The organism is Ruegeria sp. G7 (genome assembly GCF_056535465.1).
The window spans coordinates 2920905-2942580 of the sequence record NZ_JBQFIL010000001.1 but is presented as its reverse complement, the minus strand read 5'-3'; the positions used below and the strand labels follow the sequence as shown (position 1 = coordinate 2942580).

25 protein-coding genes, 1 tRNA gene and 1 pseudogene are annotated in these 21676 nt (G+C 58.6%); 15 read left to right on the top strand and 12 right to left on the bottom strand.

Annotation, left to right across the window (positions count from 1 at the left end):
- Window positions 1-18 precede the first annotated feature (18 nt).
- The 6 genes and pseudogenes from ACR3EN_RS14805 to ACR3EN_RS14780 all read right to left on the bottom strand — a co-directional run bounded on the left by ACR3EN_RS14805 (window position 19) and on the right by ACR3EN_RS14780 (window position 4007).
- A complete protein-coding gene (locus ACR3EN_RS14805; RefSeq protein ID WP_480822234.1) occupies window positions 19-555 on the bottom strand; it encodes a GNAT family N-acetyltransferase in 537 nt (178 codons plus the stop codon).
- Complete coding sequence (locus ACR3EN_RS14800) at window positions 552-1160, bottom strand: LysE family translocator (RefSeq protein WP_480822232.1); 609 nt, start codon at window positions 1158-1160, stop codon at window positions 552-554. The genes ACR3EN_RS14805 and ACR3EN_RS14800 overlap by 4 nt, the downstream gene beginning before the upstream one ends.
- A gap of 95 nt (window positions 1161-1255) precedes the next feature.
- Window positions 1256-1524: pseudogene (gene rpmA / locus ACR3EN_RS14795) on the bottom strand (50S ribosomal protein L27).
- 11 nt (window positions 1525-1535) lie between these two features.
- The gene (locus tag ACR3EN_RS14790; protein WP_480822230.1) at window positions 1536-2147 is read right to left on the bottom strand and encodes a 50S ribosomal protein L21; all 612 of its coding nucleotides are present in this window, start codon (window positions 2145-2147) and stop codon (window positions 1536-1538) included.
- A 220-nt stretch (window positions 2148-2367) separates the two neighbouring features.
- Window positions 2368-3174 carry a DUF2059 domain-containing protein gene (locus ACR3EN_RS14785; protein WP_480822228.1) on the bottom strand — a complete coding sequence of 269 codons (807 nt, stop codon included), beginning with the start codon at window positions 3172-3174 and terminating at the stop codon, window positions 2368-2370.
- A complete protein-coding gene (locus ACR3EN_RS14780) occupies window positions 3174-4007 on the bottom strand; it encodes a DUF2059 domain-containing protein (protein ID WP_480822226.1) in 834 nt (277 codons plus the stop codon). Before ACR3EN_RS14780 ends, ACR3EN_RS14785 begins: the two co-directional genes overlap by 1 nt.
- 123 nt (window positions 4008-4130) lie before the next feature.
- On the opposite strand from ACR3EN_RS14780, the gene ACR3EN_RS14775 reads away from it, so the two are divergent.
- Together ACR3EN_RS14775 and ACR3EN_RS14770 are read left to right on the top strand one after the other, a co-directional pair.
- A tRNA-Ser gene (locus tag ACR3EN_RS14775) sits at window positions 4131-4220 on the top strand.
- Window positions 4221-4339: 119 nt separating this feature from the next.
- Window positions 4340-5182 (top strand): class I SAM-dependent methyltransferase, encoded by an 843-nt coding sequence (locus ACR3EN_RS14770; RefSeq protein WP_480822224.1) that lies wholly within the window; start codon window positions 4340-4342, stop codon window positions 5180-5182.
- A 27-nt stretch (window positions 5183-5209) separates the two neighbouring features.
- Here ACR3EN_RS14770 and ACR3EN_RS14765 read toward each other — a convergent pair whose 3' ends face one another.
- Complete coding sequence (locus ACR3EN_RS14765) at window positions 5210-5350, bottom strand: hypothetical protein (RefSeq protein WP_480822222.1); 141 nt, start codon at window positions 5348-5350, stop codon at window positions 5210-5212.
- A gap of 68 nt (window positions 5351-5418) precedes the next feature.
- On the opposite strand from ACR3EN_RS14765, the gene ACR3EN_RS14760 reads away from it, so the two are divergent.
- The 8 genes from ACR3EN_RS14760 to ACR3EN_RS14725 all read left to right on the top strand — a co-directional run bounded on the left by ACR3EN_RS14760 (window position 5419) and on the right by ACR3EN_RS14725 (window position 13815).
- Complete coding sequence (locus tag ACR3EN_RS14760; RefSeq protein WP_480822220.1) at window positions 5419-5973, top strand: hypothetical protein; 555 nt, start codon at window positions 5419-5421, stop codon at window positions 5971-5973.
- A gap of 183 nt (window positions 5974-6156) precedes the next feature.
- Complete coding sequence (locus ACR3EN_RS14755; protein ID WP_480870769.1) at window positions 6157-7185, top strand: zinc-binding dehydrogenase; 1029 nt, start codon at window positions 6157-6159, stop codon at window positions 7183-7185.
- A 42-nt stretch (window positions 7186-7227) separates the two neighbouring features.
- Window positions 7228-8103: a branched-chain amino acid ABC transporter permease gene (locus ACR3EN_RS14750; protein ID WP_480822216.1), complete on the top strand. Its 876-nt coding sequence runs from the start codon at window positions 7228-7230 to the stop codon at window positions 8101-8103.
- Between the two features lie 5 nt (window positions 8104-8108).
- On the top strand, window positions 8109-9206 hold the full coding sequence (locus tag ACR3EN_RS14745; protein ID WP_480822214.1) for a branched-chain amino acid ABC transporter permease: 1098 nt from the start codon (window positions 8109-8111) through the stop codon (window positions 9204-9206).
- Window positions 9203-9967 (top strand): ABC transporter ATP-binding protein, encoded by a 765-nt coding sequence (locus tag ACR3EN_RS14740; protein WP_480822212.1) that lies wholly within the window; start codon window positions 9203-9205, stop codon window positions 9965-9967. The genes ACR3EN_RS14745 and ACR3EN_RS14740 overlap by 4 nt, the downstream gene beginning before the upstream one ends.
- The gene (locus ACR3EN_RS14735) at window positions 9964-10737 is read left to right on the top strand and encodes an ABC transporter ATP-binding protein (RefSeq protein WP_480822210.1); all 774 of its coding nucleotides are present in this window, start codon (window positions 9964-9966) and stop codon (window positions 10735-10737) included. Before ACR3EN_RS14740 ends, ACR3EN_RS14735 begins: the two co-directional genes overlap by 4 nt.
- A 5-nt stretch (window positions 10738-10742) precedes the next feature.
- The gene (locus tag ACR3EN_RS14730; RefSeq protein ID WP_480822208.1) at window positions 10743-12623 is read left to right on the top strand and encodes an AMP-dependent synthetase/ligase; all 1881 of its coding nucleotides are present in this window, start codon (window positions 10743-10745) and stop codon (window positions 12621-12623) included.
- 31 nt (window positions 12624-12654) lie between these two features.
- Entirely contained in the window at window positions 12655-13815 is a 1161-nt protein-coding gene (locus ACR3EN_RS14725) for an ABC transporter substrate-binding protein (protein WP_480822206.1), read from the top strand.
- Between the two features lie 57 nt (window positions 13816-13872).
- Here ACR3EN_RS14725 and rpsI read toward each other — a convergent pair whose 3' ends face one another.
- From rpsI to ACR3EN_RS14705, 4 genes are all read right to left on the bottom strand, one after another.
- Window positions 13873-14358, bottom strand: a complete 486-nt coding sequence (gene rpsI, locus ACR3EN_RS14720; RefSeq protein ID WP_424833688.1) for a 30S ribosomal protein S9 — start codon at window positions 14356-14358, stop codon at window positions 13873-13875.
- Window positions 14359-14364: 6 nt separating this feature from the next.
- Window positions 14365-14823, bottom strand: a complete 459-nt coding sequence (gene rplM / locus ACR3EN_RS14715) for a 50S ribosomal protein L13 (RefSeq protein ID WP_480822203.1) — start codon at window positions 14821-14823, stop codon at window positions 14365-14367.
- 147 nt (window positions 14824-14970) lie between these two features.
- Window positions 14971-15498 carry a GNAT family N-acetyltransferase gene (locus ACR3EN_RS14710; protein WP_480822201.1) on the bottom strand — a complete coding sequence of 176 codons (528 nt, stop codon included), beginning with the start codon at window positions 15496-15498 and terminating at the stop codon, window positions 14971-14973.
- Between the two features lie 12 nt (window positions 15499-15510).
- On the bottom strand, window positions 15511-16914 hold the full coding sequence (locus tag ACR3EN_RS14705; RefSeq protein ID WP_480822199.1) for an aminotransferase-like domain-containing protein: 1404 nt from the start codon (window positions 16912-16914) through the stop codon (window positions 15511-15513).
- Between the two features lie 99 nt (window positions 16915-17013).
- On the opposite strand from ACR3EN_RS14705, the gene ACR3EN_RS14700 reads away from it, so the two are divergent.
- Window positions 17014-17241 carry a DUF1127 domain-containing protein gene (locus ACR3EN_RS14700; protein WP_480822197.1) on the top strand — a complete coding sequence of 76 codons (228 nt, stop codon included), beginning with the start codon at window positions 17014-17016 and terminating at the stop codon, window positions 17239-17241.
- A 60-nt stretch (window positions 17242-17301) separates the two neighbouring features.
- Here the strand turns inward: ACR3EN_RS14700 and ACR3EN_RS14695 are convergent, their stop codons facing one another.
- Entirely contained in the window at window positions 17302-17745 is a 444-nt protein-coding gene (locus ACR3EN_RS14695; protein ID WP_480822195.1) for a PaaI family thioesterase, read from the bottom strand.
- A 58-nt stretch (window positions 17746-17803) separates the two neighbouring features.
- On the opposite strand from ACR3EN_RS14695, the gene ACR3EN_RS14690 reads away from it, so the two are divergent.
- The 4 genes from ACR3EN_RS14690 to gluQRS all read left to right on the top strand — a co-directional run bounded on the left by ACR3EN_RS14690 (window position 17804) and on the right by gluQRS (window position 21675).
- Window positions 17804-18589: an enoyl-CoA hydratase gene (locus tag ACR3EN_RS14690; protein ID WP_480822193.1), complete on the top strand. Its 786-nt coding sequence runs from the start codon at window positions 17804-17806 to the stop codon at window positions 18587-18589.
- A 250-nt stretch (window positions 18590-18839) separates the two neighbouring features.
- Window positions 18840-20180, top strand: a complete 1341-nt coding sequence (trmFO, locus tag ACR3EN_RS14685) for a methylenetetrahydrofolate--tRNA-(uracil(54)-C(5))-methyltransferase (FADH(2)-oxidizing) TrmFO (RefSeq protein ID WP_480822191.1) — start codon at window positions 18840-18842, stop codon at window positions 20178-20180.
- Between the two features lie 38 nt (window positions 20181-20218).
- Window positions 20219-20833 (top strand): class I SAM-dependent DNA methyltransferase, encoded by a 615-nt coding sequence (locus tag ACR3EN_RS14680; protein WP_480822189.1) that lies wholly within the window; start codon window positions 20219-20221, stop codon window positions 20831-20833.
- Entirely contained in the window at window positions 20830-21675 is an 846-nt protein-coding gene (gene gluQRS, locus ACR3EN_RS14675) for a tRNA glutamyl-Q(34) synthetase GluQRS (RefSeq protein ID WP_480822187.1), read from the top strand. Before ACR3EN_RS14680 ends, gluQRS begins: the two co-directional genes overlap by 4 nt.
- The last annotated feature ends 1 nt before the right edge of the window (window position 21676 follow it).

The following is a 21676-nucleotide window of genomic DNA, read 5'->3' as shown; positions in this document are numbered from 1 at the left end:
GGCCCCATCGGCCACAAGTCAGAGTTTCTTTGTATACGTCCAGGTGGGCACATTCGCATCGCGCGCCACCGAATATGTCTCGGCATCGCCAAGATACTGGAACCCGCAATGTGTCAGCACCCGGGCCGAGGCCGGGTTGTCCTGAAAGACACTTGCGAACATGGTCGCATTCTCAAGCGGGTTTGCGTTTACCAGCATCTCAACCGCAAGCGACGCGATGCCGGTATTCCAATAGACCGGAGCCACCCAATAGCCGACCTCAGACTGATTGCGATCCAGCCGGGTCAGCGAGATCAGGCCAATCAACTCGGGCCCACCTTCCTTTGTGGCATCCATAGCCCAGACATCCTCGTCCCGGTCTTCAGCCATCGAGCGGGTTACGAACGCGTCGATCGAGCCGGGTGGCAACGGGTGTGGAATCCGAGTGGTCATCCGCGCCACACGCTCATCACCTGCATAATGTTCGATGAGACCCATATCCGACCGGCGCAGGGGGCGCAGGTCGAACCGCTCGGTTTCGATGACCGGCTGATTGATTATCGTCTCAAGTTTCATGAGTGCGTTCCTCCTCCGAACAACACGAAAAATACGGACGCGACGGTCAGACCCGCCAAAGTCCACATCAGATATTTTTCAATAGGGCGACCTTCAACCGCATGGGCGATCCGGTCCCCGGCAAACGTCCAGATCGGGTGCAACACCATCTGGCAAAACAACAAACAGAGAGCGATCGTGAGCGTCGCCTCAAAACTCGACGTCCCCGCCGCGACAAAGCCTGTAAATCCGGCAATGACCATGGCCCAGGCCTTGGGGTTCAGCGGGTGAACGATCAGACCGGCCCAAAACCCTGGCGCGTCGCCTTCAACCGTGCCGCGCGACAAGCGCAGATTGGCGATTTTCCATGCCAACCAGCATATATACACGGCCGAGGCGTATTTCAGCGCCTCAAACGCCAACGGAGCCTGCTCGGCCACCTGCATCAGCCCGAACCCAACGGGCCAAATGATCAGCTGCTTGCCCAGCACCACGCCCGCCACAAAAGGCAGCGCCGCCCGAAAGCCATAGCGCGCACCGGTGCCCAGCAGGACCATGTTGGCCGGTCCCGGCGTGCCGACCTGGGAGGCGGCAAAGATCAGGAAACTGGTGGTTGCGACGGTCATCGGGGTATGGATCACGACTGCGTTAAAACGAAAAAGGGACCGGCATTTTCTGCCGGTCCCCCATGAATTTTTTATTAAACCTTCTGGGTCTCGGCTTACTCTGCGGCCTCCGCCACTGGCAGGACCGAAATGAAGGTGCGGTTTTAAGTCCCTTGTGGAACTTCACGGCGCCATCGGTGGTTGCAAAGATGGTGTGATCTTTGCCCATGCCTACGCCTTCGCCCGGCCAGAACTTGGTGCCGCGCTGACGTACGATGATGTTGCCTGCGATGGCCGCCTGGCCACCATACAGCTTCACGCCAAGGCGACGACCCGCTGAGTCGCGACCGTTACGGGAGGAACCGCCAGCTTTTTTATGTGCCATTCTCTCTCTCCTTAGCCTTGAGCCAGCTCTTTGGCTTGCTCAACCCATTCGGGCTTCACTTTGATGGTGTCGATAGCAGCAATCTGCTCGTCCGACAAGGCGGCCAGAGCGGCAAAGCTCTCGATACCGGCCTCAGCCAGCTTTTTGGCAGCGGCAGGGCCGACACCGTTCAGCTTGGTCAGATCGTCAGCGGCAGCAGCGGCGGGTGCCTCTGCTTTGGCTTCTGCTTTCTTGGCAGGTTTTGCAACTGGTGCCGCTTCGCCAGCCGGAACAGATCCGGTTGCAGCTTTGATGCCCGACTTGTCAGCGCCCGACGACAGGATGTCGGTGATTTTGACCAGAGTCAGCTTCTGACGGTGGCCAACGGTACGCTTCGAGCTATGCTTACGACGGCGCTTGACAAATTTGATGACCTTGTCACCTTTGATCTGTTCGATCACTTCGGCCTGTACGCCTGCGCCTTCAACGAAAGGTGCGCCAACAACCGGAGCGTCGCCGCCCAGCATCAGAACATCGTTGAATTGAACTTTTTCACCTGCGTCGGCAGCCAGTTTTTCAACGCGGAGCACATCGCCCGCCTGAACCTTGTACTGCTTGCCGCCAGTCTTGAGGACCGCAAACATGCGTCTTTCCTTTTCTAACCCGCGTTCTGTGGTCCCCTCCCGGGCGTTTTTGGCTCCAAGAAACTTGAAAGCCACCTCGAACAGCGCGCCCTTTTCGGGCTGTGTGACAACCCAACGGATCAGCCCGCCGGGTCAATAATAACGAGACCCGGCGCGGAGAATCCGGCCGGGATGCGGGCTTATCCAAACATTCGGGGGTAAAGTCAACCCAATTCAGAACCTATAGGTCCGAGGCCTGCATGGCCTGCGCAACCGCCGCGCCCAGCTGGTATGAAATCTGGTTGATCATCTGATCAAACCCTTCAAACAAAGCTTGATTCAAGGCACGTCCGGTTTCCGTCCGCGAAAAGGCAATATTCTCGCGCATCTGGGCTTCGGTGAGTGGCCTGTAGGCCAACAGCAGGAACGCGTACATCCATTCGGTCGTCTCTTGCGTTGTTTCATCCTGCTGGTCAAACAGCTCTTGCAACCACGCTTCCTCATTGGTCAAGACGTCCTGCCCACTGGCCAAACCGCGATAGAAGTTCAGATCAGCGCTCAGGGTGCCCTGCACATTCTGCGTGATGAGGTCATTGACCTGCACATACTCGTCCACCAACCGGAAAAACCCATCGTCACGGTCTGCTTGATTGTAAGCTGCGCGCGCCATCTCTTCGATTGTTTCATCGGCCAGCGCGCGGCGGGCCGAGTTTTCCAGCGAAACAAGCGTCTGGCCGAGATCGCTTTCGAAGAAGATTGCCGCTTGCTCAAGTTGTGTATCGGTCATGATGTCTTCGACAGCGCCCGACAGCGTCTCTTGCATCCAAACCGGGTCGTAAAGCTGGTTAACCTGCGCTTCAAAATACGAGCCTCCCGCACCGCCCAACATCGACTGGTTGATCGATTGACCCTGCGCGCGGCCTTCTGAGCTGAGAATGTCGATGAAGTCGGATAGATGCATGGCCTGCATCAATCGTGTCGCCTGTTCGCTGGCCACCGCCGGGACAGCCCATAGAACAAGCGCCGTTGCAGCAGCCAGCACCCGCATCAGATATCCTGTGCAGGCCGCAATTCAGCCATGCGCGTGGCCAGAACCTCAAACCGCATGGCCATGATCTCGTATTGGATCGCATTCAGCAGCTCATAAACCTCTTGCATCAAGGGCTGCTCCAGCGCTTCGACATAGGCATCAACATCGGCGTCCGAGAAATCCTTGTAGGTATGCGCCGCCCCCGCCAGCGCTGAAATCTGCAACGATCGGCGCATTTCGCCTTCGTTGCGTCTCAACATCTCGCGCAGTTCATCGCCATTCAGTTGCAGTTCGATTATGCCTGACGCGCTGGCGGCCATCAGGAACCTGACCTGGATCTCTTGCAAGGCCCGTAACGAGGTCCCGCTGGCATCCACGGCGCGGTTCATCCGCTTCAAACTCTCGACACGCGCCGAGCCGGTCCGGATGAGCTCGGAAACGATCTCTTGCCCCTGTTGTTGCTTGCTTGCGTCATCTTCGTCCAGATGCGCGGCGTTCTCGGCCACGACCAGACGCTGACCCAGATCCGAGGCATAGAACTCCACCGCGTGTGTCAGCGCTTCGTCGCTGAGCGTCTGTTCAAGAATCGCAACGGCGGTTTCATGCATGCTTTCGGTATCGAACACTTCTTCGGTCAGGCGCGCCCAGTCCGAGCCAAACCCGTCCGCATCGATCCCCAGCATCTGGGGCGCCGAGGCGGACGCCAGCGCGATACTCTCAAGCGCGACATCAAAGCCTGTCGTGGTCAGGAAGGCTTCGATCCGGTCGCGATTGGCGGCGTTTGCAGCCGAGGCGGCAACTAAAAGAGGCACGAGAAGGCAACAGGCGATATGGCGCAGAGTATAGGTCATAGGAAATAGCCTAGGTGTTTTCGGCGCTCTGGCAATGGAAAATCCCGCGATCACTGAATTGAGGAATTTTCTGCTTGCACCCCTGCGCGTTCCTCACTAAATCCCCCCCTCACAGACCCCCGCGGAGAGGTGCCGGAGTGGTCGAACGGGGCGGTCTCGAAAACCGTTGTGGGTGCAAGCCCACCCAGGGTTCGAATCCCTGTCTCTCCGCCACTTTGCCGCTGTTTCGATCTTGAGGCGGTCTGCAAGACTTGATCCACTCTATCCAGCACATGAAGGTGGCGAAGCGGCTTGCCCTGTTCCGCGTGAACACCTTGAAGGAGGTTAGGATTATGTTTCAGCAGCTTGAGGCGATAAACGAAAGGCCAGCGCTTTTTGGCCATAACACCGTCGATGCGCTTTGGGCTGATGCCTATCGCGCGCGTCAGATGTTGGCGTTTCATCTGAACGAGACGCTGGATCTTGCATCCCGCAACCACGAGTTCATCGACAGATCCGCCAATTGGTTCGCCGAGCGCTTTCAATTGGATGCGGGCAAGTCTGTTTGTGATTTCGGTTGCGGGCCGGGGCTTTATACCTCTCGCTTCGCAGCGACGGGTGCACAGGTGACCGGAGTAGATATTTCGCAAAGCTCTTTGCGTCATGCACGGGATCAGGCCGAACGCGACGGGCTGAACATCAATTATGTGCAAGCGAATTACCTTCAGTTCACGCCTGCGGAACGGTTCGATCTTGTCACGTTGATCATGTGTGATTTCTGCGCCCTCAGTCGACCTCAGCGGAAAACGCTTTTGGCCAAAGTGCGCGAATGTCTTCGCGACGACGGTGGACTGGTGTTGGACGTGTATTCGATGGCGGCCTTCGATACCCGCGAAGAAGTCAGTTCTTACGAGCGCAACCAACTGGACCACTTCTGGTGCGAGGAAGAGTACTACTGCTTCGTGAACACATTCAAATACGATGCCGAGGCCGTCGTGCTGGACAAGTACTCGATCTTCACCGAAAGCGGCAGGCAGGAAACCGTGTATAACTGGCTGCAGTATTTCAGCCCGGACAGCCTGACCAGCGAACTGGCCGAGAGCGGCTTTGCGGTGACGCATACCTATCAGGATGTCTGTGGGCAGCCGTTTTCGGCGCAGCACCCTGAATTTGCGGTTATTGCGAAAAAACGCTGACTTAATTGCGCAGGCTGCGGCACACAATCAGCCGTGCTGAGCAATGGCGTTTTCAAGTCCCCCGGTCTGAAAATCGACACCAAAGCCCGGTGGCGGCATGAACCCGCCACTTGAATCGCGCGTCATCAGCGTACAGCGGCCCAAACCCGGATTGTGCTGAAATTTCACGGGTTTTCCCCTTTGCGGCGGGCTATTTTCATCCCATCTCGGCGACAGATCATTTGAAGGAGACAGTCATGTCACGTCTATTGCTTATCGTTGCCATCGCCGCCATCGGCGCGGGCGCATATTACTACGCCACCAAGCCAGAGCCAACGCCTGCTGAGAAGCTGCAGGCAGCTGCTGAAGATGCCGGTGAAGCGGCAGGCGAAGCAGCCTCGGCACTGCAGGAAGCCGCGACCGATGCGGTGAATACAGCAACTGAACAAGCGTCCGAGGCGGCATCTTCTCTGGCGGATCAGGCAAGTGAGGCCGCCTCTTCGGTTACCGAACAAGCCAGCGAAGAGGCCACCGCGCTTGCCGAGCAGGCCGGTGAGGCCGCGACTCAAGCCGGAGACCAGCTGGCTTCACTCGCAAATCAGGGGCAGGAGCTGCTGAACAGCTGGGTGCAGGACGGAATGCTGACCGCACAGAACTTTGACTATGACGCGATGGTTCAGTCCGTACAGGACAGTACCTTGGCTGAAGGCGTCAAAACCCAGGTGATCCAGATCCTCGACGACATCAAAGCCGCACCCGAGACAGTGGTGGCCAAGATTCAGGACCTGCGCACCTTGTTGTCGCAGCAATAATCGCGACACCGGGCCGGCGGACCCACGCCGGCCCACCGATGCCGCGACGTTATTCCCCTGTGCGATTGACCTCGCGCCGCCCTTTTGCTTGGCTCATCTCGTAAAGACTGTGGAATTGCGCTGAATTGTCAGAGAGTTCCTCGCACACCGGCGCTCTCAACGCTCAAACCAAAGGATCACCCTATGACCGCCCTGCCCGCCTCGATGTTTGCTGTTGTTCAGACCCACGAGGGGTATTCGGGCACTGCCACGGGGCCAACTCTGACGGATGCCGCCGAATGGCTGGCTGAGGCCGAACTGCCGGTGCCCGCTCCGGGACCGGGGCAGGTTCTGATCCGGTTGCGCGCAGCATCGGTCAACCCGTCGGATATTCACTTCATCAAAGGCGAATATGGCCAGCCCCGCGTCAAGGGTATCGCTGCCGGGTTTGAGGGCTGCGGCGATGTGGTCGCAACGGGAAACGGGGCCGAAGCCTTGCAAGGTCAGCGCGTCGCCTTTGTCGCGGCGGGTTCCGGCGCATGGGCTGAATATGTTGTGACGCAGGCGCAGATGTGCATCCCCCTCAGGCCCGAGATCTCGGACGAGGATGGTGCGGCGCAGATCGTGAACCCGCTGACGGCAATGGCGATGGTGGATGTCGCGCGCAATGCCGGAGAGGCTTTTGTTGTCTCAGCCGCGACCAGCCAGTTGGGCAAGCTGATGTGCAGTCTGGGGCGGGATCTGGGGCTGAAGCCGATCGCACTGGTGCGTCGGGCAGAGACGGTGGAAACTCTGAAAGAGCTTGGGGCCGCTGAGGTGCTGGTCACCGGCGATCCGGACATCTCGGACAGGTTCGGCAATCTCAGCGCGACCCTGAAACCGCGCGTCTTTCTGGATGCCGTGGCGGACCAACTCTCCGAGCAACTTTTCTGCGCCATGCCAAACGGCGCGCGTTGGGTGTGTTATGGCAAGCTCAGCACCGAGTTGCCCCGGCTCACGCAGATGGGTCAGCTGATTTTCATGAGCAAGCGGATCGAAGGCTTTTGGCTGACCCGCTGGATGATGGACACTCCGCCTGCCGACCAGATGCGCGTTGTGGCCGAAGTTCAAGCCCGGTTTGCCGATGGCCGCTGGAAAACCGACGTCTCGGCCCGGCTTTCGCTGCGGGACGTGCTGCCAAATCTCGCGGATGCGCTGAAAAAGAGTGACGGCAAGGTGATCATCACGCCATAGTAGAACAAAGCGCCGGACTTAACCGGCTGAGGGAGGGTGAGATTGGATAACGCACAGCTGCTAATCAGCGGGCTGGCAAATGGCTGTGTCTATGGCCTGATCGCACTTGGCTTTGTGTTGATTTACAAGGCGACCGAGGCTGTGAATTTCGCGCAGGGCGATTTCATGATGCTGGGCGCGTTCGTGACGATCGGTCTGACCAATGCTGAATATATGGGGCTGCCCTTCTGGCTGGCGCTGCCGATCTCGCTGGGGATCATGGGGGCGCTTGGCTATCTGGTCGATCGGCTGATCATCCGCCGCCTGTTTGGCGAAAGCCAGACCGCCGTGGTGATCCTGACCATCGCCTTGGGCTTTGTGATCCGCTTCGTCGCCGGTCTGATCTGGGGGCATGAGCCGCACACGCTGCAGAACCCTCTGGCCGGGAAAGAGGTGCGGTTTGGAGGGCTGGTGCTGGGGATGGAGGATGTCGCCGTCATCGTCGTGACCATCCTGCTGACCTGGGGGCTTTACGTGTTCTTCAGTCGAACCAAGCTGGGGCTTGCGATGCAGGGCGCGTCGCAGAACCAGTTGGCGGCCTATTACATGGGTATCCCGGTCAAGCGTGTGCAGGGTTTCATCTGGGCCTTGGCTGGCGTTGTCGCGGGGATTGCCGGGATATTGTTCGCGGCCAAAGGATCCGTCGATCCGACCACCGGGTTGCTGGGCATCAAGGCCTTCGCGGCTGCGGTGATCGGAGGGTTCGGCAGCCTGCCCGGCGCACTGGCCGGAGGGCTGATCGTCGGCGTCATAGAACCTTTCGCAAGCCGCTATATTGCCGCCGGATACAGCCAGATCGCGCCTTATGCGTTGTTGCTGGCGGTACTGATCTTTCGACCGCACGGGCTGTTCAGCCAAGTGCGGGTCAAGAAGGTCTGATTGCCATGCGGATCGTGTTCAAAACCAACTACATGCAGGACATCCGCCCTTGGAAGGACAGCTATCAGCTTGGCCTCTATCTGATCCTTTTGGCGGTGGTCGCTGGTGCGCCCTGGTGGCTGGATGATTTCTATCTGGGCGAGCTGACCAACGTCCTGATCTGGGCCATCGCGGGGCTGGGCCTGATGATCCTGACCGGCCATACCGGACAGGCCAGTCTGGGCCACGCGGCTTTTCTGGCGGTTGGCTGCTATGCCAATGTCATCCTGATCGAGGCCGGGGTGCCCTTTCTGCTGGCCTTTCCGCTGGCGGGCCTGTTGACCGGCATTGTGGGCGCGACGGTCGCCATCCCTGCCCTGCGCCTACACGGCATTTATCTGGCGATCTTCACACTGGCGCTGTCGGTGTTGATGGACGACATCATCGTGCTGGCCGAACCCATAACAGGCGGCGTCGGGGGGAAGTTTCTGGGCGGTGTGGAAATCTTCGGTGTCTTGGTCGACCGTTGGACGACGCCTGATTTTTTCTTCTGGCTGGTGCTGGCTGTCGCCGTGATCGTGACGCTGGGCTATATCAACCTGCTGCGCGCGCCCTTGGGCCGCAGCTTTATCGCCGTGCGCGATTCCGAAGTGTCGGCGCAAGCGATGGGCGTGGATATCGCGCGCACCAAGACAATCTCTTTCGCTTTATCTTGTGCCGTTACCGGGCTGGCAGGCGCGCTGATGGGAATGTTCTCCGGGGCGTTCAACAACGAGACATTCAGCGTCGTGATCTCGATCCAACTGCTGATGATGATCGTGATCGGCGGGCTGGGCTCGATCCATGGCGCGTTTCTGGGGGCAATCGTGATCGGGTTCCTGCCGCAGTTCCTCTCGATCTCGAAGGAATACGCAGCCGCCCTGTTCGGCGGCAATACCGTCGCTATACCGGGGCTGGAGTTCGGCATCTTCGGCATGATCCTCATCGCCTTCATACTGTTCGAGCCAATGGGTCTCTATGGCCGATGGCTGAAAATCCGAACCTGGTTTGAGCTGTTTCCGTTCTACCGCAAGGATATGTTCAAACGGCAGAAATCCTATCTCAAGACGGAGCGTCTGAGATGAGCCTGCTGGAGTTCGACAACGTCACCCTGAAATTCGGTGGCCTGACAGCGGTGGATGATCTGTCTTTCGATGTGCGACAGGGCGAAGTGTTCGCCATTGTCGGTCCGAATGGCGCGGGCAAGTCGACCGTCTTTAACCTGATCTCGCGGTTCTACGATCCTTTCGCCGGGGCGATCCGGTTCGATGGGCACGACCTGCTGCGCGTCAAACCCTCAGGCGTGGCAGCCTATGGTGTCGCGCGAACTTTTCAGAATATCGAATTGTTCGAACACGCGACCGTTCTGCAGAACCTGCTGGTCGGGCGACACCGGCATCGCAAAACCAACCTGATCTCGGAGATCCTGTTCACGCCCGCCGCCCGCAGGCAGGAAATCCAAAACCGGGAGAAGGTTGAAGAGATCATCGATTTCCTCGACCTGCAGGCCTTCCGCGACAAGATGATCTCGGGCCTGCCGTATGGCGTGCGCAAGGTGGTCGAAGTTGCGCGTGCGCTGGCCACCGATCCGAAACTGTTGTTGCTGGACGAACCCGCCTCGGGACTGTCGGTGGAAGAGACCACCGATATGCGCTGGTGGATCGACGACATCCGCCGGCAGATGGGGATCACCGTGCTGATGGTGGAACACGATATGGGGCTGGTCTCGGGCGTGTCCGACCGGGTGCTGGCGATGGCTGACGGCGCAAAGCTGGCGCTGGGAACCCCGGCTGAGGTGCAGTCCCACCCGGCGGTGGTCGAGGCCTATCTGGGCAAAGCCTCATGAACCAGCCGATCCTCAGCATCCGCAATATCGAAAGCTTCTATGGCCCGATCATGGCCATTCGCGGCGTGTCTGTGGACGTGCATCAGGGCCAGATTGTCTCGATCCTGGGCGCAAATGGCGCGGGCAAGACGACGCTGATGAAGACCGTCTCGGGCGTGATGGACCCCGAGAAAGGCACCATTACATTCGACGGCCAACAGATACAGGGGGCCGAGCCCCACAAGGTCGTGCAGCAAGGCATCGTGCATGTCCCGGAAGGGCGCGAGGTTTTCCCGCTGTTGACCGTGGATGAAAACCTAAGCCTTGGGGCCTATACCCTGACGGACAAAGGCCAGATCGACCATGACCGCGATCTGGTGTTTTCCTATTTCCCGGTTCTGAAAGAACGTCGCGGCCAAGAGGCAGGAACCTTATCCGGCGGGCAGCAACAGATGCTTGCCATCGGGCGAGGCCTGATGGCAAACCCGCGCATCATGCTGCTGGATGAGCCTTCGCTGGGTCTGTCCCCGCTTCTGGTGCAGGAGATTTTCGGCATCCTCAAACGTCTGAACGATGAACAGAACATGACGATGATGCTGGTGGAACAGAACGCCAATGCCGCATTGGAACTGGCCCATCATGGCTATGTGATGGAGATCGGGCGGATCGTTATGGATGGCGCGGCGGAAACCCTGCTGCAATCCGAGGACATCCAGAATTTCTATCTGGGTGTTCAGGAAGAAGGCGCGCGGGAGAACCGCCGCTGGAAGCGTAAGAAGACGTGGAGGTAAGCCGGATGGACGCAACACCCCTGCCCCCGCAAACCACGATCAATGGCGTGCAGTTCAACGCAACGCCCGGACAGCGCCCCTTGCGCGTCGATGGCTGCACTACAATCTGCGAGCTGTTCCAGAAACGCTGTGCCGAACTAGGTGAGCGGACCGCGCATCGCGAGAAGGATTTCGGCATCTGGAAATCTTACTCGTGGGCCGACTACTGGCAACACGCCAAATGTATCGGGCTGGCCTTGCGCAAACTGGGTTTGCAGCGCGGCGAGGTCGTCTCGATCCTGTCTGAGGACCGCAAGGAATGGGCGTGGTTCGACATGGGCATCCAATGTGTCGGGGGGATCGCGTCGGGCATCTACACCACGGATTCCGCCAGCCAGCTGAAGTACCTGATCAATGACAGCGATAGCCGCTTCCTGATCGTTGAGGACGAAGAACAGCTGGACAAGTTTCTTGAGGTCGAGGCGGACCTGCCCGATCTGCTGAAGGTCATCATCCTTGAAGACGAAGGGCTGCATGACCTTGACCATCCCCGTTGCATGATGATCGGAGATCTGTATGCCCTTGGCCAGCAAGCCGACGACCCCGGTGCGTTCGAGGCCGAGATCGCCCTTGCCTCCCCACAGGATACCGCCCTACTGGTCTATACCTCTGGCACGACCGGCAACCCCAAGGGCGCGATGCTGAGCCATGAAAACATCATGGCCGCCATCGAAAGCGGATCGCATGCCCTGCCCTCGCTCGCGACAGACGAACAGCTGTGTTTCCTGCCGCTCTGCCATATCCTGGAACGCGATGTGTCGATCTATTACCCGCTGGCCACGAAAAGCACCGTGAATTTCGCCGAAAGCCCAGAGACCGTGTTTGCAAACCTGCAAGAGGTGTCACCTGACACCTTCACCGCCGTGCCGCGCGTGTGGGAGAAGATTTATTCGCAGGTTATGTTCATGGCGAAAGAGGCCACACCGACCGGGCGTTTCGCCTTTGCGCAGGCGCTGAAGGCAGGCATGGCGCGGGCCGACTGCATCCTTGCAGGCAAGCCTGTGCCCGCGACTGTCAGCCTGCGGTTCTGGCTGTGGGACCGGCTGGTCCTGCGCAACCTGCGCCGCATGCTCGGCCTCGACCAGATACGGCGCGGTGGTTCGGGGGCGGCCCCGATCTCACCGGATTTGCTCAGGTGGTATTGGGCAATCGGTGTGCCCATCGTCGAGGGGTTCGGCATGACCGAAACCGCCGGTATTGCCGCACTGAATACGCTTGTGGCCAACAAGGTCGGGACGATCGGGAAGCCGGTACCGGGCAATGACATCCGCATCTCGGAAGACGGCGAGATTCAGGTCAAAGGCCTGAACGTCTTTCAGGGCTACTGGCGCAACAACGCCAAAACCGCCGAGACCTTCACCTGCGACGGCTGGCTGCGCACCGGGGATATGGGGCATATTGACGAGGATGGCTTCGTCACCATCACTGGTCGCCTGAAAGACATCATCATCACCGCAGGCGGCAAGAACATCACGCCGGCCGAGATCGAAAGCGGGCTGAAATTCAGCCAGTATATCTCGGACGCGGTGATCATAGGAGATCGGCGCAAGTATCTGACCGCGCTGGTGATGATCGATCAGGAAAACGTCGAGAAATTCGCGCAGGAGCGCAAGATTCCCTTCTCGAACTTCGCCTCGCTCTGCGCCGCGCCCGAAGTGACCGACCTGATCAGCGCGGAAATTAACAGCGTAAACAAAGAGTTCGCGCGGGTCGAGCAGATCAAGGATTTCCGCCTGATCGATGTGCTGCTGACCGCCGAAGATGAAGAACTGACGGCAACGATGAAGCTCAAGCGTGGTCTGGTGGAAAAGAAACACGCACATCTCATCGAGGATATGTACACTTAGTTAAGGGACGACCCAAAGAGGGAGGAGAATTATGAAGCAATTGATTAGAGGTCTTGCCGCAGCGACGACCGTGACGGCATCTGCCACAATCGGCTGGGCACAAACACAAGGTGTAACCGATGATGAGATCGTCATTGGCTCGGTCAACGACCTAAGCGGTATTTTCGCCGCCGTGGGCGTTCCGGCCACCAAGGGTGCAAATGTGGTTTTCGACCGCGTCAATGCCGAGGGTGGGGTGCATGGTCGCAAGATCCGCTTTGTGGTCGAGGATAACGGCTATCAGATGCCGCGCGCGATGCAGGGCTATAACAAGCTGCTGAACCGCGACAAGGTGTTTGCCATGATGCAATCCTTAGGCACGCCGATGAACCTTGCCGGGTTCAAGCTGCTGGATCCAAAGGGGATTCCGAACGTCGCCCCGCTGACCGCCGCGCGGCAAATGTTGCAAGAGCCGATGCGGAACAAGTTCACTTCGTTTTCAACCTACTACGATCAGGCGCGGATCGGGGTAAAATATCTGAATGAAGAGTTCGGATCGCAAACCGTCTGCAGCATGTATCTGCCCACCGATTTCGGCGAGGAAATTCTGGAAGGCAGTAAAGCCGGAGCCGAAGAAGCTGGCATCACCTTTGGCGCCGAGACCACGCATAAACCGGACGAGACTGATTTTGTCGGCTCTCTGAGCAAGCTGAAAGAGGAAGGTTGCGATATCGTCACCATGGCCTTGGGCGTGCGGCAGGCGATCACGGTGGTTGGCACTGCCAAGAAAATGGGGCTGGAGGATATGAAGTTCCTCGGCACTTCGGCCAGCTTCCTGACGGTTGTCGCGCAGGTGCCGGGTGGCGTCACCGATGGCTTTTATGCGGCTGCCTCGTGGCTGGACCTGTGGGCTCGGGCCGAAGAACCTGCTCCGGCCGCGTTCATTGCGGAATACAAAGCAGCTACGGGCGAAGACCCGGTCGGTTTCTCGATGCTGGGCTATTCCGCTGCCGAGATGATGGTCAAAGCGCTTGAGGCCGCAGGCCCCGACCTGACCCATGACAGTTTCATCGCCGCGATGGAGTCGCTGGATTACATGGATGAACTGGTCGGCAACCAGATCACCTATGGTCCGGACGATCATCAGGGCGCGGATACCGTGTTCGTCAGCGTGGTCGAAAACGGAGCGTGGAAACTGGTTTACGAAGAGTAAGCCAAAGAAAAAGGGCTCGCGCTTGCGAGCCCTTTCCAATTCGGTTGTCCGTAGCGATTAACGCTTCGAGAACTGGAACGAACGACGCGCTTTGCGCTTACCGTATTTCTTACGTTCCACAACGCGGCTGTCGCGGGTCAGGAAGCCAGCGGCTTTCAGAGCGCCACGCAGCGACGGATCGTACAGCTGCAGTGCTTTCGAGATGCCGTGCTTGACCGCACCGGCCTGACCGGTCAGGCCACCGCCTTTGACGGTCGCAACAACGTCGAACTCACCTTCCACACCAGCAACCTGGAACGGCTGGCGCAGGATCAGCTGCAGAACGGGACGCGCAAAATAGGTGTCCTGGTCCTTGCCGTTCACGGTGACCTTGCCGGAACCCGGCTTGATCCAAACGCGGGCAACAGCGTCTTTACGCTTGCCGGTGGCATAGGAGCGGCCCAGCTCATCACGTACGGGTTCGCGCACGATGACTTCTTCGGCCACGGTTTCAACGCCTGCGACGGCGCTCAGCTCTTCGAGAGTATTGATCTGATCAGCCATCGGTCATTAGCTCCGGGTGTTTTTCTTGTTCATGGACTTCAGGTCCAGAACTTCGGGCGCTTGCGCCTCATGGGGATGCTCGCCACCGGCGTAAACGCGCAGGTTGGTCATCTGCTTGCGGGCCAGACGGTTGCCCGGCAGCATGCGCTTGACGGCCTGAACGACAACGCGCTCGGGGTGTGCACCTTCCAGGATCTGCTGTTTGGTGCGCGACTTGATGCCGCCCGGGTGGCCAGTGTGCCAGTAGAAGTTCTCTTCGCGCTTCTTGCCGGTCATCTGGATTTTGTCAGCGTTGATCACGATGACATTGTCGCCCATGTCCATGTTCGGGGTGAACGACGCTTTGTGCTTGCCACGCAGGCGCATGGCGACGATCGAGGCAAGACGGCCCAGAACAACGCCCTCGGCGTCGATCAGGATCCATTTCTTGTCGATGTCTGCAGGTGTTGCAGAAAAGGTTTTCATGGCAGGATAGTCCTGTTTGATGTGAAAGACCGCCCCCTTACGGAGCGGCCCGAATTCGATGGACGGGTTTTATGAGGTGTGCATGCGCGCGTCAAGCACGTAAGAGTGCATTTAAATGAGCAATAACATATGGTTATAAAATAGGTATTATTTTACCCCACATTTCTCCCACTCTGATTTCGGCAAAACCCACCGCATCCACATCGCCTCGCCATTCCCCAGATCACGCGGTCGGGTGTCGATATGGCGCGCGCCCAGCTTCGCGGTGGCCTTTTGCGAGCGGATATTCGAGGGATCGATATGAAACCAGACCTCATCCCGGTCCTGAAGCGCATGGTTCAGCATCAAGGTCTTCACGGCCTTGTTGCTTGCCCCACCCCAGTGGTCCCGAACAAGGAAACTGTAGCCGATCGCGATCGCGCCGGGCGTTTCGGGCGGTTCATAAAACCTTGAGCATCCAACCACCCGACCGCCTGTTTCTCGGATGGTGACAGCACCCCCTGCCCCAATCAGAAAGTCGAAATACGGTTTGAAAACGGTTCGTTCATGCCGTGTCTTTGCGGGGTGACCTGCCCAGATCAGCGGGTCGCTGGCGGCCGCATATAGGGGTTCGAAATCGGTCTCGATCATGGGCGCGATCACAAAACCGCTGCCGCGCAGTTCGGGAATATGCATCGTATCTGTCCCTCAGACCGAGATCTGTTCCGGTGGATTGTCCAGCAACCGACGCAGGCGTTGCATGGCGTCCTCGAACCGTTCAAGTGAAACATGCCCGTTCATCGCGATCCGTACCGCGTTGGGTGCACGTCCATCACGTAGCGCAAACTCATCCGCTGATCGCAGCTGAATGCCCTCACGCTCGGCGGCGCGGCTGAATGCAGCGGCACGCCAGCCGGATGGCAGGTTCAGCCAGACGAAGGGCACATCCGGTGCCCAATTCAGATCGAAACCACCCAAGGCGTTGACCGCCACGCGCACGTACTCTCCCATTTTCACCCGCACGTCGCGGGCGATGACACGGGTACGCGGATCGGACAGCATCAGGCGGGTCAGTTCTGCCAATGGCTGGGCCAGCCCGAAATATCCGTACTCAGCCGACCGGCGCAAATCCACGCTGCGTTCGCGTGGGGCAATCGCAAAGCCGACCCGCAGCGCGGGCGTCAGGGTTTTTGAGATAGACGAGACATGCCACCCCCTTTCGGGGGCCAAAGCGCGAAAGCTGGGCTCGCGCGCATCCCCCATGCGGTAACAATCATCCTCGACAATCTGCAGATCAAAGCGGCGGGCGACTTCGACAATCTCTTTGCGACGTTCCAGCGGCGTATGCGCGCCGGTCGGATTCTGCACTTCGGGCGAAACGCAGACGGCTTGTGCCGGGGTCTGGCGCAAGACATGCTCCATGGCTTTGGGGTCGATCCCCCATTTGTCCATCTTAACGCCCATGACATCGGCCCGCATCAATTCCCCTGCGCGGCGGAACCCCGCATAAGACAGGTCCTCGACCAACACCACCGGTTTGGGGCCGCGCAGAATTGTCTGGAACACAAGGCACAACCCGTTTTGGCCGCCATGTGTCAATACAATGTCGTCATGCGAAAGCGGCCCCAATGGCAGCTCGGACAACCAATCGACCACCGACTGCCGCATCGGTTGATACGCGTCACGGGTTGGATAGTTCAGAAACAGCCCCGGATCCGCCTGTGCGACTTTTTGCAGACATTCGCGGATCAGAGAGACCTGCCCCACATCCGCGAGCCTTGGGCTGAACAGACTGACATTTGCGTTGTATTTGTCGTCCCGCAGATGCAGTTGCCGCGCCCAGACATCGTCCAGAATCGGCGATTTCGGAGGGGCCACGAATGTACCACGCCCAACCTCAGCCTGAAGCAAACCTTCGTCGGTCAGAATCGTGTAGGCCCGCGCAACGGTTCCGGGCGTAATCTTCAATCGATACGCGAGTTCCCGCACCGGAGGCAGCTTCACACCCACTTCCAGCGTTTTGTTTTCAATCGCTTTTCGAATTGTATCGGCGACCAGAGTGTATTTCGGGCCCTTTGCTTTTGGCAGCACTTCCGGCCAAATTGTATCCATTACAATTCTTCCTTTGCTTTCGACACAATGCTGAATGTATCAATTCAATATATCGAGCATTTTTACTTTGTGTCAATACAATATGGAAGGATACCCACTATGGCACGCGCAATGCACAACCCCGCCCTCATACTGCTGAACGACAGCCCTCGGCTGCCGCTGATCGCGATGCTGGCCGTGCGGTTTGCGGCGTCGGTGACACAGTGGGAACAGCGCCGTCGCAGCCGTATCAATCTGGGCAAGCTGGATGACAGGCTGTTGCAGGATGTCGGCCTGACCCGACATCAGGCCGACGTGGAGAGCCGTCGTTATTTCTGGTTGATTTAGAAATCCCCAGTCCCTTTTCATGGGACCTCTTCCTGGCCGGGGCTTGTCCCCGGCCTTTTTTCATCCGAAGGTTGCTGCGGCAGACCCTTCCGGAGGGATCGAATACGTCATACTGGCCCGCGCCACAGGTTTTTCCGAACCTTCCGAATACATCAGCACATCGCCAACCGCCAAGCTTCGTCCGAGTTTCAGCAAGCGGCATTGGGCGATCATGTCCTTGCCGCCTTCGGGCTTGTTCAAGAAATCCATCGAACTGCTGGTGGTGACCGCCAGCGACTGCCGCCCTTTGCGGGCGAGAACCATCGCGTAGACACAGACATCGGCCAGACCGAACATTGAAGGGCCCGACACCGTGCCACCCGGTCGCAAATGCCGGTCCTCGACCCGCAGGCGCATCGTGATGGTGGTGTCGGTCAGATCCTCGACAACGAAATCCTTGTGAACCTGCGGGAATACCTGCGCCAGATACTCGGTCAGCTCTTGCTTGTTCAACGCTAAAGACATGCTTCCCCTCTTCTCCCTGTCGCCCTAGAGTTGGCCCAACAGCCAGCGGGAGGGCAAGATGGCAATTCTGGAACGTAACGACACTGGCGCGATCGCACGGCTTGTAATGAACGCCCCCGAGCGTCTGAATGCATTAAGCGATGAGATGCTGGCCGCCCTACAGGCCGAATTGGATGCACTGAAGAAGGACAGCTCGATTCGGGTTGTGGTCCTGTCTGGCGCGGGCAAAGCGTTCTGTGCCGGGCATGACCTGAAGCAGATGACGCAAGGCCGACAGGCCCCGGACGGCGGTTTGGGCTATTTTCAGGACCTGTTCGATCGCTGCGCGAAGATGATGATGTCCATTCAAAAGCTGCCCCAGCCGGTCATTGCGCAGACCCATGGCATCGCAACGGCAGCGGGATGCCAATTGGTGGCCACCTGCGATCTGGCTATCGCGGCAGAAGGGACGCGGTTTGGTGTGAATGGCGTGAATATCGGGCTTTTCTGCTCAACCCCAATGGTCGCGCTTAGTCGGAACATCCCGCGCAAACAAGCGTTCGAGATGTTGACCACGGGTGATTTCATCAGCGCTGATCGCGCCGCCGCATTGGGCCTGATCAACCGCGTCGCGCCGGCCGATCAGCTGGAACAGGAAACAAATGCGCTGGCCGAACAGTTGGCGGGCAAACTTGGTGCCGCCGTCAAAATCGGAAAAGAGGCGTTTTATCAGCAGCTCTCACTGTCCACCGAACAGGCCTATGACTACACCGCCGAGGTGATGGCACAGAATATGATGTACCGGGACACCGAGGAAGGCATCACGGCATTTATCGAAAAACGCCCGCCCAATTGGCAGCAGTAACGCAATTATTTTATGCATTTTTGCCTACTGTTCGTATTTTTGCACTTTTCAAAAGGGCGACACTGTGGCAATGGTGGGTCAAGGCTGAGGCCTGTACAGACTTTTGGGTCGCCGTGGGCGGAAGGTCCCTCCAAGCTGGTTTCTCTCACCGGCGTAGACATTCCCGCAGCGGCGACCCCAAGACTTCTCCTCAAAGATCGACAAAAACAGCGCATTGCGCCGGACCTGTCCGTGCCCTATGTGGCAGCCCATGACAGAGACTTTGCATATCGTGGGCGGCGGCATGGCCGGGTCCGAAGCCGCATGGCAGGCCGCCGAGATGGGTGTGGACGTGGTGATTCACGAAATGCGCCCTCAGGTGGGAACGTTTGCGCACCAAACCGGTCATCTGGCCGAGATGGTGTGTTCGAACTCGTTTCGCTCGGATGATGATGAACAGAACGCGGTGGGTCTGCTGCATTGGGAAATGCGCGCCGCCAACGGGTTGATCATGACGACGGCAGATGCCCATCGTTTGCCCGCCGGTGGGGCCCTGGCCGTGGATCGTGATCCGTTTGCCGAAACCGTCACGGCAAAGCTGCGGGCGCACCCGCGTGTTTCGGTCACGGGGGAAGAGGTCACGACGCTGCCATCCGATGGCCACTGGATCTTTGCCACCGGCCCGCTCACCTCTCCCGCACTGGGTGACGCGATCCGCGCCCGGACCGGAGCCGAGGCGTTGGCCTTTTTCGATGCCATTGCCCCGATCGTTTATGCCGATAGCATCGATATGAGCCAGGCCTGGATGCAGTCCCGTTATGACAAGGGAGAAACCGAAGAAGAGCGCACGGCCTATCTGAACTGCCCCATGGATCGCGATCAGTACGAGGCATTCATCGACGCGCTGCTGGCCGCTGACAAGACCGAGTTCCACGAAGGTGAGACCGCCGGTTATTTCGACGGTTGCCTGCCGATCGAGGTGATGGCCGAACGCGGGCGCGAGACCCTGCGACACGGCCCGATGAAACCGGTTGGTCTGACCAATCCGCATCGGCCGGATGTGAAGCCGCATGCGGTGGTTCAACTGAGGCGGGATAACGCTCTGGGCACGTTGTTCAACATCGTGGGCTTTCAGACCAAGATGAAATACGGCGCGCAAACGGATGTTTTCCGCATGATTCCGGGCCTCGAAGGCGCCAGCTTTGCACGGTTGGGTGGCATTCACCGCAATACTTTCATCAACTCTCCGACGCTGTTGGATGCGCAGATGCGGCTGAAATCGCAGCCTAATATCCGCTTTGCCGGTCAGATCACCGGGGTCGAAGGTTATGTCGAAAGCGCTGCCATGGGCCTGTTGGCTGGCCGTCTGGCTGCGGCGCAGATTCAGGGTCGCGCCCTGCCCGAGGTGCCGCAAGACAGCGCAATGGGCGCGTTGATCCATCACATCACCGGCGGTGCCGAGGCCAAGACCTTTCAGCCGATGAATGTGAACTTCGGTCTTTTCCGCCCTGTTGAGGGTCTGAAAGGCGGCCGCCGGGGTCGCAAGGATCGCTACAAAGCCTACACCGATCGCGCGAAATCCGCATGGTCGGAATGGCTGTCACACAGTTGACTGGACGACCCCGCCACGCTGCGCCTAAAATATAAGGTATGAGCGACAAGTTTCTGAAAGATACATATGATCTGGGTTCGGCGCAGGAGACGCAGGATCACTATCAGAAATGGGCCGCCTCTTACGATGATGAGGTCGGCGAGCAGGGCTATGTCACCCCCGGCCGTGTTGCCGCTGCGCTAAAATCCTTTGTCCAAGATGCAGAGGTTCCTGTTCTGGATTACGGCTGCGGTACCGGGCTGTCTGGTGTCGCCCTGCACGCGGCAGGCTTTCGCGTTCTTGACGGGATGGACCCAACACCCAAGATGCTGGAGCAGGCCGCCGCCAAAGGGGTCTATCGCACCCTTCGCGGTTTCGAGCTGACCGACCCCGAACCCGTCAAGCACGGTTCGTACAGTACGATCACTGCGATTGGAGTCATAGGTTCGGGCGCGGCACCGCCGCAGGTTTTTGACCTGTTGATGAACGCTTTACCCCGTGGTGGGTATCTGGCGTTTTCGTTCAACGACTATACTCTGGCCGACCCCGCCTATACCACGCGACTGAATGACTGGCTTGATATGGGGCACGCGCGGCTTTTGTTCCGCGAATACGGCCCGCATCTGCAAGGCATGGACATGAAGTCTGACGTCTATGTTGTTGAGAAAGCTTGACCTATACAACGCGCTTTGCCCCGTCTCCAACTGGTCCCCTACATCTTGGCCATGCCTATTCTGCACTTCTGGCACAGGATCTGGCCACCGCTAACGCAGGGCAGTTTCTGCTGCGGATTGAGGATATTGATCAATCCCGTTGCCGGTCCCATTGGGAAGAGCAGATTTATGATGATCTCAGCTGGCTCGGGCTGCGCTGGCCGCGCCCGGTCTTGCGGCAGTCTGACAGGCTTGGACGATACCAACACGCTCTTGACGAACTGATAAAGCTAGGTGTGGTATATCCCTGTTCCTGCAAACGTGCAGATATCGAAGCCGCCGCTGGCGCGCCACAGGAAGGTGTCCCGCAGTTCGGGCCTGACGGGCGCATCTATCCCGGCACCTGCCGTCGACGCCATTTGTCCGAGGCAGGTCCAAATGATGTGCTGCGCCTTGACATTCGAAAAGCTCTGCAAGTCTCTGAATTGAGGGCGTTTCAGGAAAACGGAGAGGCCCATTTCGGAGCGCATGATCTGCGTCCGGATCACCTGCTTCATGCGGTTGGTGACATTATTCTTGTGCGGCGGAACATGGGCAGTTCCTACCATCTTTCAGTGGTCGTCGACGACGCCGATCAGCAGATTACGCATGTGGTGCGTGGCGAGGATCTGTTTGAGGCCACCCAAATTCATGTCTTGCTGCAAGGTCTGCTGGACCTGCCAACGCCGGTCTACCATCACCACCGTCTGATCCGGGACGACGATGGCAAGCGGCTTGCAAAACGGGACGATGCGCGCGCGATTTCGCTTTACCGTGCACAGGGTGCTTCTGCCTACGATATTCGAAAGATGGTTGGGCTGTGAC